Source organism: Psychrobacter sp. CAL346-MNA-CIBAN-0220, assembly GCF_040309805.1.
GTDB lineage: Bacteria > Pseudomonadota > Gammaproteobacteria > Pseudomonadales > Moraxellaceae > Psychrobacter.
In genome coordinates this window covers 795,429-811,303 of the sequence record NZ_JBEOPF010000001.1, presented here as the reverse complement: position 1 = coordinate 811,303, position 15,875 = coordinate 795,429, and the positions used below count along the sequence as shown (strand labels likewise).

13 protein-coding genes and 1 tRNA gene are annotated in these 15,875 nt (G+C 43.1%); 9 read left to right on the top strand and 5 right to left on the bottom strand.

Annotated features, from left to right (window positions below):
- The first annotated feature begins 17 nt into the window (after nucleotides 1–17).
- A complete protein-coding gene (locus tag AAEY88_RS03090; RefSeq protein WP_350558886.1) occupies nucleotides 18–1,133 on the top strand; it encodes an MBL fold metallo-hydrolase in 1,116 nt (371 codons plus the stop codon).
- Between the two features lie 44 nt (nucleotides 1,134–1,177).
- On the opposite strand, the gene AAEY88_RS03085 is transcribed toward AAEY88_RS03090, so the two are convergent.
- Nucleotides 1,178–2,143, bottom strand: a complete 966-nt coding sequence (locus tag AAEY88_RS03085; protein ID WP_350558883.1) for an ATP-binding protein — start codon at nucleotides 2,141–2,143, stop codon at nucleotides 1,178–1,180.
- 79 nt (nucleotides 2,144–2,222) lie between these two features.
- Here AAEY88_RS03085 and AAEY88_RS03080 point away from each other — a divergent pair, with 79 nt between their 5' ends.
- Nucleotides 2,223–3,305, top strand: a complete 1,083-nt coding sequence (locus tag AAEY88_RS03080; protein ID WP_350558880.1) for a protein kinase domain-containing protein — start codon at nucleotides 2,223–2,225, stop codon at nucleotides 3,303–3,305.
- A gap of 10 nt (nucleotides 3,306–3,315) precedes the next feature.
- Here AAEY88_RS03080 and AAEY88_RS03075 read toward each other — a convergent pair whose 3' ends face one another.
- The 4 genes from AAEY88_RS03075 to AAEY88_RS03060 all read right to left on the bottom strand — a co-directional run bounded on the left by AAEY88_RS03075 (nucleotide 3,316) and on the right by AAEY88_RS03060 (nucleotide 7,456).
- Complete coding sequence (locus AAEY88_RS03075; protein WP_350558877.1) at nucleotides 3,316–3,843, bottom strand: hypothetical protein; 528 nt, start codon at nucleotides 3,841–3,843, stop codon at nucleotides 3,316–3,318.
- Nucleotides 3,844–4,026: 183 nt separating this feature from the next.
- Nucleotides 4,027–4,111: transfer RNA gene (locus AAEY88_RS03070), tRNA-Leu, on the bottom strand.
- A gap of 198 nt (nucleotides 4,112–4,309) precedes the next feature.
- The gene (locus AAEY88_RS03065) at nucleotides 4,310–6,019 is read right to left on the bottom strand and encodes a sigma 54-interacting transcriptional regulator (RefSeq protein ID WP_407074420.1); all 1,710 of its coding nucleotides are present in this window, start codon (nucleotides 6,017–6,019) and stop codon (nucleotides 4,310–4,312) included.
- A gap of 111 nt (nucleotides 6,020–6,130) precedes the next feature.
- Nucleotides 6,131–7,456 (bottom strand): ATP-binding protein, encoded by a 1,326-nt coding sequence (locus tag AAEY88_RS03060; protein WP_350558871.1) that lies wholly within the window; start codon nucleotides 7,454–7,456, stop codon nucleotides 6,131–6,133.
- Nucleotides 7,457–7,641: 185 nt separating this feature from the next.
- On the opposite strand from AAEY88_RS03060, the gene rimO reads away from it, so the two are divergent.
- The 7 genes from rimO to rseP all read left to right on the top strand — a co-directional run bounded on the left by rimO (nucleotide 7,642) and on the right by rseP (nucleotide 15,719).
- Nucleotides 7,642–9,204: a 30S ribosomal protein S12 methylthiotransferase RimO gene (rimO, locus tag AAEY88_RS03055; RefSeq protein ID WP_407074419.1), complete on the top strand. Its 1,563-nt coding sequence runs from the start codon at nucleotides 7,642–7,644 to the stop codon at nucleotides 9,202–9,204.
- Between the two features lie 202 nt (nucleotides 9,205–9,406).
- Nucleotides 9,407–10,132, top strand: coding sequence for a UMP kinase (pyrH, locus tag AAEY88_RS03050; protein ID WP_350558865.1), 726 nt, complete (start codon nucleotides 9,407–9,409; stop codon nucleotides 10,130–10,132).
- 128 nt (nucleotides 10,133–10,260) lie between these two features.
- Entirely contained in the window at nucleotides 10,261–10,815 is a 555-nt protein-coding gene (gene frr / locus AAEY88_RS03045; RefSeq protein WP_350558862.1) for a ribosome recycling factor, read from the top strand.
- Between the two features lie 380 nt (nucleotides 10,816–11,195).
- Nucleotides 11,196–11,939 (top strand): polyprenyl diphosphate synthase, encoded by a 744-nt coding sequence (uppS, locus tag AAEY88_RS03040; protein WP_350558859.1) that lies wholly within the window; start codon nucleotides 11,196–11,198, stop codon nucleotides 11,937–11,939.
- 136 nt (nucleotides 11,940–12,075) lie between these two features.
- On the top strand, nucleotides 12,076–12,885 hold the full coding sequence (locus AAEY88_RS03035; RefSeq protein ID WP_350558856.1) for a phosphatidate cytidylyltransferase: 810 nt from the start codon (nucleotides 12,076–12,078) through the stop codon (nucleotides 12,883–12,885).
- 161 nt (nucleotides 12,886–13,046) lie between these two features.
- Nucleotides 13,047–14,255 carry a 1-deoxy-D-xylulose-5-phosphate reductoisomerase gene (gene ispC, locus AAEY88_RS03030; RefSeq protein ID WP_350558853.1) on the top strand — a complete coding sequence of 403 codons (1,209 nt, stop codon included), beginning with the start codon at nucleotides 13,047–13,049 and terminating at the stop codon, nucleotides 14,253–14,255.
- A 69-nt stretch (nucleotides 14,256–14,324) separates the two neighbouring features.
- Nucleotides 14,325–15,719, top strand: a complete 1,395-nt coding sequence (rseP, locus tag AAEY88_RS03025; RefSeq protein WP_350558850.1) for an RIP metalloprotease RseP — start codon at nucleotides 14,325–14,327, stop codon at nucleotides 15,717–15,719.
- Nucleotides 15,720–15,875: the final 156 nt, after the last annotated feature.

Below are 15,875 nucleotides of genomic sequence, written 5' to 3'. Positions count from 1 at the left end.
TCCATAAATGACCAGCCATGCTGCAATTAACGTTCTTGGGCACATCAGCAGGTGTACCTACTAAGCAACGCAACGTGACGGCGCTGGCTATTGAGTGTCTTAACCCTTATCTAGCAGGGCCTAAGCAGTATAGTCGCCATCATAATAAGAAAGTACGACCGTGGTTACTGATTGACTGCGGCGAGGGCACCCAGCAGCAACTATTACATACCAAATTATCACTGCATCAGCTGATTGCTATTTGCATCACGCATGTACATGGCGATCACTGCTACGGTTTGCCCGGACTTCTTGCCAGTGCTGCCATGTCAGGACGTACCAGCCCGCTCACTATCATCGCACCAAAAGCCATTGCCAAATTGCTCGATACCGTTACCTTAACCACCGAATTATACCTTCCATTCGCCATTGATTTTATGGCGATTGAAGAAGTACTGTTCCAGCAACAAGGTAAGGTCGCTATTAGTCTAGATAGGCAACAACAGCTCGAGATTGACATTACACTATTATCGTATCGTGTGCCCTCTTATGGATTTGGATTTACTCAAGCTATCAATCGCCATACGCTAAATACCAATAAGCTGATAACCGCGGGTATTCCGGCCAGTACACTATGGGGCAAACTGCAACAAGGGGAAAATGTCTGTACGGAAAGTGGGCAGCAGTTACGCTCAGTGGACTACGTCGATAATGAGCAGCAGCGCACACGAATAGTCGTGGCAGGTGATAACGATACGTCATCTTGCCTTAAGAGTGCGCTGCACGATACTGATTTATTGGTACATGAGGCCACCTATACGTCTGAGGTGTTAGCCTCAATCCAAGAAAAAAATCCAGCCTTCGATCCGATGCATAGTAGCGCACAGCAAATTGGCAAGTTCGCACGAGATATTGGTATTAATAATTTAATTTTAACCCATTTTAGCGCCCGCTATCAAAGCTTTGATAATCCAAGCAGTCGCACGCCAAACATGGCACATGTTCGTTTGGACGCTGAAAAGGTGTATGAAGGTAACTTATGGCTGGCAGCGGACTTTGCTCAGTATATGGTCAACGGCGCAGAAGTAGACGGTCAAACCGCTGGCCGCGTACAGTATTTAGGTTCCTTACATAACACTGAGGCGCGGCAATGAGCAGTGGTTTTTAAATAAAACACCAGTAGACTACTATTAAAGTTTTAAAACTCATTATCCGCCGCTTTTAATTGTGCTTGTCCTATCCAATAGCGACTGAATTGATACGCTACGCGCCCCGAACGTCCACCACGCTCTGATGCCCAACGCAGGGCATCGGCTCTAATATTCTCAGCAAGCCCTGAATCATTAGTAACGTTAATGTTCAATTTAATATCTGTAGCAGTAGCATTGTTGATTTGCTGTTGCTGAAGGGCTAAATAATGCTGAACAATTTGTAAGTATGTCTGTTGATTCATTGGATGAAATGACAACCATAAACCAAAACGATCGGATAGTGATACGGTCTCATCAATAGTTTCGTAAGGGTTAACCTCGTCAGTTTGTCCATTATAAATATTGACATTATCTTTCATTAACTGCGGCAATAAATGTCGGCGGTTACTGGTAGCGTAGACCAACAGCTTATCTTGCTCAGAATCAAGCGACCCATCCAGCACACTTTTTAAAGTACGATAGCTCTCATCTTGCCCATTAAATGCCAAGTCATCACAGTAAACCACATAGCGGCAGTTAGAGTCGGCAGGTAGCTTACCAATGGCTGCCCGAATTTTATCAAGTACGAATAAGTCATCACGGGCAATCTCAATAATACGCAGTCCTTCACTATGATAGGCTTGTAGTAATGCTCGAATCAGCGATGATTTGCCCGCACCGCGCGTACCAGTCATCAATACGTGATTGGCAGGATAGCCTTTAAGGAATTGCCGCGTATTTTGTATCAGTTTTGACTTTTGAGTATCAATACCGTGCAAATCGTCTAAACTTAGGAACAAGTTAACCGCTAATGGCTCTAAATGTCCAGTGCGCCCGCCAACCCAGCGATAGGCCAGTTGTTCAGGGTCAATTTCAATACTTGGGGTTACTTGCTGCTGTAAATACTGGCTCAGTAAATCAAGCAGTGGATCGGGCAGGGCGTAATGAGATGATGACTTAGATGAGGGGGACATAATCACTCTATCGTTGATAAGTTAAATTGATGTTACGTTTAATAGTGCTATAGCGATTTTATAAAGGTTTGACTGTACCATGAAAAATAGTGCCAGTAATCCGTTCATAACACAAGCATTGCGTGCGCAAGCCGTACAGTTACTGCCATTATTGACCACTTCGTTGTCGAAGCTGGGCTATCATCAATTATCTCATCAGCGTATTAGCCAGCAAGATAGTCATCAACAGTATCATATCAAAACTACCACCTATCAAGGCTTAACCCGTGCGCAGCATACGCAGTTTGGGGATGTGATGATTAAATGGGAGTTGATGCCTCGCAATACTGACGCTAATCATAGGTCATCTGACCTTAGCCATGAAATAGCTGTTCTACAAATCTTGAATAAGTCAGCACCAACCGAAGCTCAAAATAATAGCACAACCTCATTGTGTATCGCGCCGCCTATATTGGCTTATGATGCCTCGCAGATAAATATATTAAACCAAAATTATCAGCTTACTATCCTTGTTATGCCTCATTGTTTACACGGTAGCTTGGCGCATTATTTGCATCAGCACCTCTCACAGCAGGATATCAATACTAAAAAAGATAAATTACTAACAGACGAGCAAAAATATCAACTTATTGTTCAGAGCGCGTATCTCATAGCTTGTTTACACAACAGCGGGTGGCTACATAATGACATCAAACCAAGTAATATTTTAATAAAAGAAACTTTATTACATAGCACTGATAATGAGAACTTCACGCCTACTTTATTACTCACTGATTTTTCTTTAGCTACTTGCTTTTATGAAGCCTCTGATGGAAGTGCTCATAAAGACTTTAATCAAGAGAGCACAATAAATGCTGCTGGCACGGCCGTTTATCTGGCTCCCGAACGCTGGCAAGGGCAAGACGTAACCCAGCAAAGCGATATCTATGCGTTTGGAATAATGATGTATGAAATATTAACCGGCATACGACCATTTAAGATTGCTTGGCAACGTAGTGAGCCCCTAAAATATTGGGCGATTGAGCATTGCCAAACACCAATTCCTGCATTGCCGAAAGAGTATCAAAATTACCAGCCTGTTATTAATAAGGTATTGGCGAAGCGGATAGAGAGGCGTTATAAGAGTATGGAGGAGGTGTTGGGGGATTTAGAGAATTCTTAGGTAGAGCTGGTCACTGGTAGTCTTGATAGAGTGCCTCAACAGATTTGTCATTAACCATGCTTTGACACTGGCTAAACTTCGTATTAAATGTATTCCTCATCTCATCTATCTGGTCTATATTTATTTTTCCCGTATCAGAATAATAAGTTTTGGCGGCCACAGCATAAACACCCAATCTAGCTAGCGCCTCATCACAGATCTCAAAAGGGGCAATAGTTGGCAGCCGATTAACACTCACACTATCCATAATTCTATAGGTATTATTTACAGTACTTCCTAATAGGCCGATATTTTTAGTATCAATCCCACTTTCCAGACCCGTTTTTAAAACGGTTAACTTCTCCAACAGTATCGCTGCGTCATGGTGAAAGCCCTTAAAACTTTCTAAACTTATCATAAGCTTAGTATTTGAATTAGTATCAACAATAGCTGCGTTAGTATTTGTTGAGGTAGCTGGTTTAAACCAGCTTCGCAGCCCGACAAGACTACCTGCTAAAAGTGCCAATAGACCTACTGATATCCAAAATCCTCTATTCATCGTTTCTACCTAGGTACTTTATGCTCTTAATAGATAATTGTCAGTATGGCACACTTTATTATTACTAATTTATCTGCTTGAGTGCTCTTTATTATTGATTGATTCTCAAACTCAAGACACAAAAAAACCCGCTCGAAGGCAGGTTCTGTATAGCTTTGAGATAAATTATTCACTATTGAAAAATGGTGGGGCTGGAGAGACTCGAACTCTCACACCTTTCGGCGCTAGAACCTAAATCTAGTGCGTCTACCAATTCCGCCACAGCCCCTTATTCGTTACTCTATCATCACTGGCGTTTAAATTCAAACATCGTGAGGATAGTTAACTGATTCAGTAGTGCGTCTCAGTGGTTGGCATTATATAGAGTTTGAATGGTTTGGCAAGCCCTTTCTGCAATTAATCTTAATTTTCTCACAATTTTTTATATGTGTTTCTATAAATGGATGATATTGCTCTATTTTTTAAATCAGTCTTTTTGCATACTCGATTGTGTATCTAGTCGCTTTTCTGACTGACCAATATTTAATTGTTGGAGTTTTCGGGTTAACGTATTACGACCCCAACCTAACAGACTAGCGGCCGCAATTTTTTTACCACCACTGTGATTGAGGGCAGCGGTTAATAATACGCGCTCAAACTCAGGCGTTGCCGTTTGTAGGATATCGATGGCCCCAGATTGTAAAGAGTGTTTGGCCCATTCTGCCAATACTTGTTGCCAAGTTGGATTAGCAGATATATCTGGTGTCGTGGCTACAGTAGGTATGGGTTCATAATTATTATAAGTATCCGTTTGTTGAAGAGTCTTTAGTGGGTGTAAAGATGATTGGTTGTCGTCAGGCGAATATAATAAGGAATGGCGTTTATCAACCAGCATCTCTGGCGGTAGGTCCTCAATCAATACGGTGTCACCAGTGGTCATAACGGTGAGCCACAGACAGACGTTTTCGAGTTGGCGTACATTACCGCGCCAGTCAAATGCTTGCATGGTGCGTAGCGCTTTAGGATGCAATTGTTTTGGCGTAGTGTGCATTTGCTCACCGGCACGCTGCATAAAATGTTTGGCAAGGGTTGGAATGTCTTCACGGCGTGAACGCAGTGGTGGCAAAGGTAAGCGAATGACATTAAGCCTATAAAATAAATCTTCACGGAATTTGCCTTGTTGGACAAGATTCTCTAAGTTTTGATGGGTGGCAGCAATGATACGTACGTCGACCTTGACCGGCTGTTGACCACCAACTCGATAAAACTCACCATTCGCTAACACCCGTAGCAAGCGTGTTTGAGTACTATATGGCATATCACCAATTTCATCTAAGAATAACGTTCCACCATCGGCTTGTTCAAAACGACCTTGCCGTTGGGTGGTGGCTCCTGTGAACGCGCCTTTTTCGTGGCCAAATAGCTCAGACTCAATTAAGTCATGGGGAATGGCGGCCATATTAAGCGCAATAAAGGGTTGTTGCTGACGCGGTGAATGTTGATGTAAAGCACTGGCAACCAATTCTTTACCCGTACCTGATTCACCAGTAATGAGGACGGTAATCGGTGAGTGTGCCAAGCGTCCAATGGCACGAAAGACGGTTTGCATGGCTTGCGACTGACCGATAATGCCGTTGGGATTACTGTTATTATTATTATTATTATTTTTAAAACTGCCATCGGACTTATTGCTGTTACTTGGTTCGTTATCTTTTTTCGAATTTATTTTTATATCAGAGCTGGATTTTGAATTAGCGTCAGTATTAGGTTGTTTAGCGGGCGTACTGTTACTTACTTGATAGTTAATAGCCTTGTAAATAGTCGCGACCGCATCATCGAGGTCAAAGGGCTTGGGCAGGTAATCAAAAGCGCCCGTTTGATAACTATTGATAGCTGAAGTCAGATCGGAATGGGCAGTCATAATGACAATAGGCAGGTCGGGGAAATGCTTGTGGACCCAGTCGCTAAACGATAAGCCATCCATTAGTGGCATGCGGATATCGGTCAAGATGACATCAGGTAGCTGTGAGGTAGATTCGCGCTCCTGCAAGATATCATTGAGGCGTGTCCATGCCGCTTGTGCTTGGGTGAAGCTAATGACGTTGAGATTAGCATCGACAAAGGTGTCGGCTAATACCAAGCGCAACGCAGCATCGTCATCGATAAGCCACAGAGTTGCTAAGTCACCAGTAGGCATATAAATGTCATTATCGCTCGCTGGTAGGGGTGCTAGGTTATTATTATGTTTATAATTAGAGTTATTATCGTGATCAGTCATACAGAAGCCTTAATGAGCAATTAAGCGGTGTTATCGTTTAGACAGAATAGAGGAATTGCTGCTGGTAGGCGCAGGCTGAGTAAACGGTAAATACACTGTAAAGCGCGTTTGCCCGCGTAATGAGCTGACATCAATCATACCATGATGGCGGCTGATAATATCTTGAACGATCGCTAGCCCTAATCCCGTACCGGCGGCGCGACTGGTCACCATCGGAAAAAATATCTGCTCAATAAGCATAGGGTCAATACCCGGTCCATTATCAGTAATAGTAATCTGTAATACTTGCTTATGCTGTTGCTTACCGATGGTGTGCTGAAAGGCGACCCGCGTTTGGATACGTAGCTGCGGTTGATAATGGTTGTCGGTCTGAGCGCTTTTAGATTGTGAAATGGTAGATTTGGACAAATATTTTTGCTGCTCTTGTTGATGTTCTGTCATCGCTTCGCAAGCGTTGTTAATGAGGTTTAGAAATACTTGGATCAATTGGTCTTTGTCCGCATTTAGCTCAGGCAGTGACAAATCATAATCGCGTTGTATTATTATTTGTGGATAATGACTGCCTACCAAGGTTAACACGTGCTCTAGCGGTTCGTGAATGTTTAGCGCTTGCCAGTGGGGTAACTCTGCTGAACCAAGAAGTTGTCCAATCAGTTGGGTTAAGCGGTCGGTTTCAGAGATAATGATATCAGTATAAGTACGTAGTTTTTGTGCTGTTTTTTGTACATTTGGCTCAATAATAGTGCTAGGTTTCTTGTGAGCAGTCAGGTTGCTAAATTTACTAAACTGTCTTTGTAGCAGCTGTGCTGCGCCCCTAATACCAGCCAATGGGTTCTTAACTTCATGCGCAACGGAGCGTAGCATATGGCGTGCGACACTATATTGCTGCTGTTGGCGCTGCTCCTCTGATATCCGGCTTTGGCGATCTTTACCCCACATTTCAATAATAAAATAAGACTGCTGCTCATAAATTACTGGCGTCACGCTATAGTCAACCAATACGGGCGCACCACTACTGAGCTGGGGATTTATCATATGATCGTAATCGATAAACGGCTGTTGATAGTGCTGGGCTTGAGCAAAGCGTTCAGCGAGCGTACACGTTTTATTTTGATTAGAATCACAAAGTGTGACAGATTCTGTAACGCTATTGACCTCGCTTAATTCTTCGGGGGCAAGCAAGGTCAATATGGATTGCTGTAGTAACCGGCCACGACTAATTGCCAAAATCTGCTCAGCTTGAGCGTTAAGCCAGGTGATACGTAAGGTATCATCGACCCATAGAATAGCAGTGAATAAATGCTGAGATATAAATGCTAAGTTGGGAGTGGGTTCAGCTAATATTGAATGGGTCATAAGTATGAGTTGCCTGATGATTGATGCTACTCTATTAAGGTAAGTCAGATAATATTTAACCACAAATCAACACTCTAGCGCGGCAAAACTGGTGATTATCATAAAAAAAACGTACAATGCGCTCAGCCAATTTATCTCTAGCAAGGTCAGCCATGCCCAAAATTTCTACCCCGTCTCCTGATTCTATGTACTCAGTCGATAGTTTATCCTCAGAGTCGTTAAATACTGTCGCGCAACCGCTGCAAAATACTGCCACTGTATTTAACCCTGCTCAGTCGCCACAACAAACTGAGAATCCAACAGACAGCGGTCAACCTTATCATCATAAAGCCAATCACAATCAAAACCGCAGTATCGCCCAAAGTGGCGATGCGACAAGTACGTCAACCTCTAGCCCAGCAATATCATCGGCGCCTAAGATTGGCTTCGTATCATTGGGCTGTCCTAAAGCATTGGTTGATAGTGAGCGTATCATTACTGAGCTAAGCCGCGATGGCTATCAAGTTGCCAGCGATTATGAAGGTGCTGACTTAGTGGTGGTCAACACCTGCGGCTTTATTGAGTCAGCAGTGCAAGAATCGCTTGATGCGATCGGGGAAGCCATTAGTAAAAATGGTAAAGTGATTGTCACGGGTTGTCTCGGTAAAGAAGCGGATAAAATTCGCCAAATGCATCCTGCTGTATTAGCGGTAACGGGTGCACATGCTTATGATGAAGTGATTAGAGCGGTAGCATTGCATGTGCCTAAGCCGGATCGCAGCACCGATAAAGATTATAATCCTAAAATAGATTTGATTAATGAGGCGGGGATTAAATTAACGCCCAGTCATTATGCCTATCTAAAAATCTCAGAAGGCTGTAATCATCGTTGTACTTTTTGCATTATTCCAAGCTTGCGCGGTGATTTGGTCTCGCGTCCAATTGATAGTGTGATGAATGAGGCGATGGCGCTTAAAAATGCTGGAGTTAAAGAGCTGTTAATCATCTCCCAAGACACCTCTGCCTATGGTTTAGATTTAAAATATAAGACCAGCTTTTGGAATGGTATACCGCTGAAGTCGAAATTTTATGACTTATGCCAAGCGTTGAATGATTTAGGCATTTGGGTGCGTTTGCATTATGTTTATCCATATCCGCATGTGGATAAAGTCGTTCAATTGATGAGTGAGAAAAAACTACTGCCTTATCTAGATATTCCCTTTCAGCATGCCAGTCATAGCATACTAAAAGCGATGAAACGTCCGGCCCATAGTGAAAACACCTTGGCGCGTATTCATGCATGGCGTGCGATTTGTCCTGATATCGTCATTCGCTCAACGTTCGTAGTTGGTTTTCCGGGTGAAACCGAAGAAGACTTTCAATGTCTGCTTGATTGGTTAGTCGAGGCACGTCTCGATCGAGTAGGTGCTTTTACCTATTCTGAAATAGAAGGCGCAGTTGCTAATGATTTGCCAAACCATGTGCCAGAAGATGTCAAACAGTCTCGTTATGAGCGCTTGATGACCTTACAGCAAGATATATCGGTGCAAAAACTTCAAGAGAAAATTGGTAAGACTTTGATGGTATTGGTCGATGAGATTGATTTTGATGAGAATATCGCCATTTGCCGCAGCTATGCCGATGCCCCTGAGATTGACGGTCATGTCTATGTCGATAATATTACGGCAGCAGTACAAGTCGGGCAGTTCTTAACGGTTACTATTGACGATGCCAGCGAATATGACTTATTTGCCAGTTATAAGTGCTAATAAGGGCTAAGTATGACGAATCTTTCAAGAGCATTGGTTAGCTATTAAATATGAAAATTGCCCAATAGCGGGCAGTTTTTGCTACAATTAGCGCAATTTAGCGCGCTTGACCTGCTTATGATGATGTCTTGCTTTCTATGCTAACCCTATTTGTGTATTAACAATGTTTTTGCTTATCATTCAACGATAAAAAGGTGCTCTCATGTCTGACAAAAATCCCCGTTATTCTCGTATTTTGCTCAAGCTCTCAGGTGAAGCCTTAGCGGGTGGCAAAGATATGGGTATCGATAGCGACGTGCTCGATAAAATGAGCTTATCCATTGCGCATTTGCGTGGACTTGGGGTTCAGGTTGGCATCGTCGTCGGTGGTGGTAACTTATATCGCGGCGCGCAATTACAAAAAGAAGGCTTGGTTGGCCGGGTTACCGGCGATCAAATGGGTATGCTAGCCACTGTGATGAATGGTTTGGCGATGCGTGATGCCCTTGAGCGCCGTAATATTAAAACGCGCTTGATGTCAGCTTTGCCAATTGGTGAAGTCACTGAGAGTTATAGCAGTCGTAATGCGATTCGTTATCTTAAAAACGGCGAAGTCTGTATTTTTGTTGCAGGCACGGGCAATCCGTTTTTCACCACTGATACTGCGGCTTGTTTGCGCGGCATTGAGATTGAAGCGGGTTTGATTCTGAAAGCCACTAAAGTTGATGGTGTCTATGATAAAGACCCAAGCTTACATGCTGACGCCACTAAATATGATGGCTTGACCTTTGATGAAGTGCTGGAGCAAAAGCTTGGGGTGATGGATTTGACCGCCATAGCCTTGTGCCGTGAGCATAACGTACCGCTACAAGTTTTTGATATGACCAAGCCTAACGCCTTATTAAATGTCATTATGGGCGAAAATGAAGGCACGCGCGTTTATCATTAATCTGAAAGCAGATGACGTTTAAATATAAATCGAAAGTGCAATAACCGTATTTAGAATACAGTAAAATAATAGCTAATGAACATCTAATAACAATGAATATTATCGGTATCGATAAATAAGGACACGTTATGATTAAAGAGATTAAGCAAGACGGCGAAGCGCGTATGCAAAAAACGTTAGAAGCGCTTGAAAGTACCTTTAGTAAAGTTCGTACTGGTCGCGCGCACCCAGGTATGCTATCAGGAGTAATGGTCAGCTACTATGGCTCTGCTACGCCTTTGAACCAAGTAGCTAGCGTTAACGTTGAAGACTCACGCACGTTATTGGTGCAGCCGTTTGATCGCACTATGGTACAAGCGATAGACAAAGCCATTCGTGAAGCAGATTTAGGTTTGAATCCAATGACTGCAGATGTTATTCGCGTTCCAATGCCTGCTTTGACGGAAGAGACCCGTCGCGATATGCAAAAGCTAGCACGCAGTGAGGCTGAAAATAGCCGGGTTTCTATCCGTAATATTCGCCGCGATATGCTTGGTGATATCAAAGACTTAGCCAAAGAAAAAGAAATCTCAGAAGATGAAGAGCATCGGGCAAGTGATGATATCCAAAAAATCACTGATAAATATATTGAGACTATTGACAGCAGACTTAGCAAAAAAGAAACCGATTTGATGGCAGTATAAGTCGACTTTTTCTGCTTGGTTTTAAAGTAGTTAAGTTAAGTAAACAGCCAATGGTGTAATACTATTGGCTGTTTATTGCTATAGATATTTATTACTTCAAGTATTCATTTTTACAAATATTCATTACTTCAGACACTGGCTATAGCCTTTTGTTAAAATTTATCTTCGCATGAAATTGTTAGATGTAATCAGCATAAAGTATAAATACTATCATTGCAAAAGGCCTCTAAAGTTTGCTATGAGCTAATTTTTCTCATGATAAATTGATGGATTTTAAGCCTGATACTTTTTAAATGCCTAAGCACGCGCTATCATAAAAGCCTTGTTTATACGATTTTTTATCCGCATTCATTTTCCTTTATCAATAAGCAGTAACGTTCATGTCTAATTCCGACCCATTGCCTCTTGTTCTTATCCCTCGTCATATCGCTATCATCATGGATGGTAATAACCGTTACGGTAAAGCCAATGATCTTGGCAAAGGTGAAGGTCATGTCGCTGGCAAAGAGGCGCTAGATCCTATCGTAGAATATTGTCTCGATAGGGGAGTTGAAGTATTAACTGTTTTTGCCTTTTCAAGTGAGAACTGGCAACGTCCACCGAATGAAGTGTCGCTATTGATGCGGCTATTAACGGCTACTATTCATGAACAAATGCCGCGCATGTACAAGTATCGTATTCGGCTGCGTTTTATTGGGGATCGCAGTCAGCTTGCTGATGATTTGCAAGCGTTAATGATAGATGCGGAAGCAAAAACGGCACATTTTGAAGCGATGACGCTGGTAATTGCGATCAGTTATGGGGGTCAATGGGATATTGCTCATGCCGCACGCCAGCTCGCTGTGCAAGTACAAGCAGGGGAGTTGCGCGTTGAGGATATTGATAAAGAGCGATTGGCCAAGTATGTGCAACTGGCCGATGCGCCGGCGGTAGATATGCTGATACGGACGGGCGGTGAATATCGTATTTCTAACTTTTTATTGTGGCAATCAGCGTATGCAGAGTTATTTTTCACTCAAACATTGTGGCCAAATTTTGAAGCGAAGGAACTTGCTGCTATGGTGTTAGAATTTGCTCAGCGTCAACGTCGTTTTGGTAAAACCAGTGAACAGATAGAGATTTAGATATTAAGTTTATTCAAATGAGTCCACCTAAGCCACTATAAGCCGATGTTACTAAGTCGCGATTAGTGAGTAAGGAATTAACTGCTATAATACATATTTTATTAGATATTTTTTATTATTATAAGGCCTGATAAGTATGTGGCAACGGATTAAAACGGCGGTTGTTCTAATTATTATTGTTGGTATTGCACTGTTTGCGAGCCAAACGCCCATCTTATTTGCACCACTATTAGCCGTTGGCGTAACTATTGCTGCGCACGAATGGACCAAGCTGATGCCAAAATGGCGCCAGCCTATCGTTTTTGTCCTACTCGTATTGCTAGTGACCTTAGTATCATTAATGTTCCAAATGACTTGGGTGTTATGGTGGGCCGCATCGATAATCATATGGCTAATGGCACTGTCTTGGGTTAGAAAGTTTCCAACCCATACCAGCTGGTATGGTAAGCAGCTGGCATTGATGGGTGTGGTAATTTTGACGGCATCTATTACTGCTATGTTTTATTTATGGCAGCAGTCGGCGTGGTGGTTGTTGTATGTATTCTTAATGGTCTGGTGCGCTGACAGTGGGGCCTATTTTGTGGGTCGTAAGTTGGGTCGACGCAAGATGGCACCGAATGTTTCTCCCAATAAAAGCATGGAAGGTCTGGCAGGTGGGCTAGTGACAGGTTTGGTTGTTGTTATTGCCATCAGTGTCTTTAAGCTACAGCTGACTGGTACGACTCTGATTGCCTTTGTGGCATTATCAGCGCTGACCATCTTGGCATCGGTACTGGGTGATTTGTTTGAGTCGATGCTTAAACGTCGTGCTAGGGTAAAAGACTCAGGGACTATTTTGCCAGGACATGGTGGTATTCTCGATCGTATTGATTCGCTTTTGTCTGCTACTCCGATATTTGCGCTTGGTTTTTGGGGACTACAGCAGCTCGGTTTATTGGTTGTTTAAAAGATTAAAAAGCTAAAGAGCTTAGCGTATAGCTTGGCTCTTCATACTTACTGAGTTTTATTTATAGCCCTTTATAATTGGCATTTGCCTATTATTATTTCTCATGTTTTTATTTTTGGTTATTCATTGTTTTTATAATTCTAACGATTTCATAGGCATTCATGGTTATGACGCAACGCATCGCGGTACTTGGCGCAACAGGCTCTATTGGCGATAGCACCCTAGCCATTCTAGCGGCGCATCCGCATGATTATGAGGTGTATGCCTTATCGGGCTATCAGCGTTTAGACAAGCTATTTGCACTGTGTCAGCAGTTTATACCGAAGCGTGTTTGCGTAGCTGTGGATAGCGTTAATGAGTTTGCTCAGCGCTTAAACCAGGCAGGTCTAAAAATCGACGTGGTAGGCGGCGCAGCAGGATTGATAGATATCGCCACTGACAGCCAAGTCGATACCGTGGTCGCCGCTATTGTTGGGGCGGCGGGGCTGCCATCGACCCTAGCGTCAGCGCGTGCCGGTAAGCGTATTTTACTCGCCAATAAAGAAGCGCTGGTAATGGCCGGGCAAGTCATGATTGAGGCGGTAAAGACCCATCATTCTATTTTGCTACCGATTGATTCTGAACATAATGCTATTTTTCAATGTTTGCCGCCCGTTATTCAACAAGACAATACTCAAATCCATGAGCGCAGCCACGGGGTACGAAAACTGTGGCTGACGGCATCCGGTGGACCGTTTTTACAACAGTCTTTTAGCCAGATGCAAAAAGCAGGGGTTGCAGAAGCAGTCAAGCATCCAAATTGGTCGATGGGGCAAAAAATATCCGTTGATTCAGCAACCATGATGAATAAGGGTTTAGAGCTCATAGAAGCCTGCCATTTATTTGATTTGCCAGAGAATAAAATAAATGTGGTCATTCATCCACAAAGTATCATTCACTCAATGGTAGAATATAGCGACGGTAGCTTTTTGGCGCAGCTTGGCAGCCCTGATATGAAAACCCCCATTGCTCATGCGCTCAGCTATCCGGCGCGTATTAACAGCGGCTCACAACCATTAGATTTATATGCGCTAAGCGCGCTAGAATTTATTAAACCGGATTTACAAAAATTTGCTTGTCTGCATCTTGCACGGCAAGCGATGCAGTCAGGAACGCAGGCAACTATTGTCTTGAACGCTGCTAATGAGATGGCAGTAGCGGCATTTTTGGCCGGACAAGTACGTTTAACAGATATTGCTGATATTAATGAGCAAGCACTGAGTCAAGTACAAGTGTCAACCTTAAGTGCGAATGCTGATATCGATGATATTTTAGCCATTGACGGGATAGCGCGGCGTTATACTGAGGTGCTTATTGCTAAAATGGCATAACTTAAGCGATAATTCAAATAATAATTTCAGCGTTGACTCAAGCAATAGCAACTTAATCGAGAAAAGGTCATGACGTTCTTATTAACGCTACTAGCGGCAATTTTTGTCTTAGGTCCTCTGATTGCTCTGCATGAATGGGGTCATTATATCGTAGCACGTTTGTGCGGCGTTAAGATCCTGACCTATTCTATTGGCTTTGGTCCTAAGCTTACTGGTTGGACCAGTAAGCGTAGTGGCATTGATTATCGTATTTCAGCACTACCGTTAGGCGGCTATGTCAAAATGCTTGATGAGCGTGAAGGCGAAGTCGCAAAGCATGAGCAGCATTTAGCCTTTAATCGTCAACATCCGCTTAAGAAAATAGCTATTGTGGCGGCTGGCCCTATTATGAACTTTATCATTGCCATTGGACTATTTTGGGTGCTGTTTATGACCCCCTCTGAGCAATTGGCAACTAAGATTGGACAGGTGTTACCAGATACCCCAGCAGCTATGGCACAGTTACCTGCTGGTGATAAAATTGTGGCTATTGATGGTCACGAAGTGCAAACGTGGGAGGCGATTAATTATCGTCTAGCCGGACGTATGGGCGAGACCGATAACGTTAGTGTTACCCTACAATCTAAAGCTACTTTGCAGTCGCTTGAACCCACTGCCAAAAATATAAAAACCTACCAAGCACCGGTTACGCGTTTTATGCAGGGTGCTGCTCAAGGTAAAGATGCTTTAACCAGCTTTGGTATGTTGCCGTGGCAACCACAAATTGCGCCTGTTATTGGTGAGCTATCAGCGGATGGTGCCGCTGTTCGGCAAGGGCTACAAGCAGGTGACCGTATCACCGCCATTGATGGAACCCCAGTGACAGACTGGATTAGTGCGACTCGAATTATTCGAGACAATCCTGAGGTTTTACTAAACTTTACCGTGCTACGTGCCGATAAGCCAGTACAGCTACAAATCATGCCGCAAGGTAAAAAAGATACCTTAGGTAACGTTTATGGACAGATTGGAGCGATGGTTGCTCAGTCCGAAATTGTGATCCCTGATGTCTATAAGACTACCGTTGTCTATGGCCCTGGTGAAGCCTTGGTCAAATCGTTTGAGAAGACCGAACAGCTGGCAGTAATGACGGTCAGTTCAATGGGTAAAATGCTGTCAGGAACGATTGGCCTTGATAATTTATCTGGTCCTATTACTATTGCAAAAGTTGCCAAACAAAGCTTCGACATCAGCTGGGAGATGGTATTATCTACCGCTGCCTTAATTAGTTTGAGCCTTGCAGTGTTAAATTTATTACCTATTCCGGTATTGGATGGGGGCCATATTTTATATTATGTCATTGAGCTGATTCGCGGTAAGCCATTATCGGAAGGGGTGCAAATCATAGGGTTCAATATTGGTTTACTCTTGCTGGCAGGTTTCATGGTGTTAGCGATTGGTAATGATATCAGTCGGTTATTTTAACTAGACGCGGCGTTACTTGTAGAGTAAGACGCGATACACTAACGGCTGCGTTAAAATAATGCGTTGATTGTTATTGGTATTTAGCATCGTCGTTTTATCGCTCTTACTATACTAATGGTAATTTTTAGTTTATTTTATGATGCATTTTATATAAAG

Coding starts and splice junctions, on each gene's coding strand:
- AAEY88_RS03090 (WP_350558886.1), top strand. CDS start 18: ATGCTGCAATTAACGTTCTTGGGCACATCAGCAGGTGTACCTACTAAG.
- AAEY88_RS03085 (WP_350558883.1), bottom strand. CDS start 2,143: ATGTCCCCCTCATCTAAGTCATCATCTCATTACGCCCTGCCCGATCCA.
- AAEY88_RS03080 (WP_350558880.1), top strand. CDS start 2,223: ATGAAAAATAGTGCCAGTAATCCGTTCATAACACAAGCATTGCGTGCG.
- AAEY88_RS03075 (WP_350558877.1), bottom strand. CDS start 3,843: ATGAATAGAGGATTTTGGATATCAGTAGGTCTATTGGCACTTTTAGCA.
- AAEY88_RS03065 (WP_407074420.1), bottom strand. CDS start 6,019: ATGCCTACTGGTGACTTAGCAACTCTGTGGCTTATCGATGACGATGCT.
- AAEY88_RS03060 (WP_350558871.1), bottom strand. CDS start 7,456: ATGACCCATTCAATATTAGCTGAACCCACTCCCAACTTAGCATTTATA.
- rimO (WP_407074419.1), top strand. CDS start 7,642: ATGTACTCAGTCGATAGTTTATCCTCAGAGTCGTTAAATACTGTCGCG.
- pyrH (WP_350558865.1), top strand. CDS start 9,407: ATGTCTGACAAAAATCCCCGTTATTCTCGTATTTTGCTCAAGCTCTCA.
- frr (WP_350558862.1), top strand. CDS start 10,261: ATGATTAAAGAGATTAAGCAAGACGGCGAAGCGCGTATGCAAAAAACG.
- uppS (WP_350558859.1), top strand. CDS start 11,196: ATGTCTAATTCCGACCCATTGCCTCTTGTTCTTATCCCTCGTCATATC.
- AAEY88_RS03035 (WP_350558856.1), top strand. CDS start 12,076: ATGTGGCAACGGATTAAAACGGCGGTTGTTCTAATTATTATTGTTGGT.
- ispC (WP_350558853.1), top strand. CDS start 13,047: ATGGTTATGACGCAACGCATCGCGGTACTTGGCGCAACAGGCTCTATT.
- rseP (WP_350558850.1), top strand. CDS start 14,325: ATGACGTTCTTATTAACGCTACTAGCGGCAATTTTTGTCTTAGGTCCT.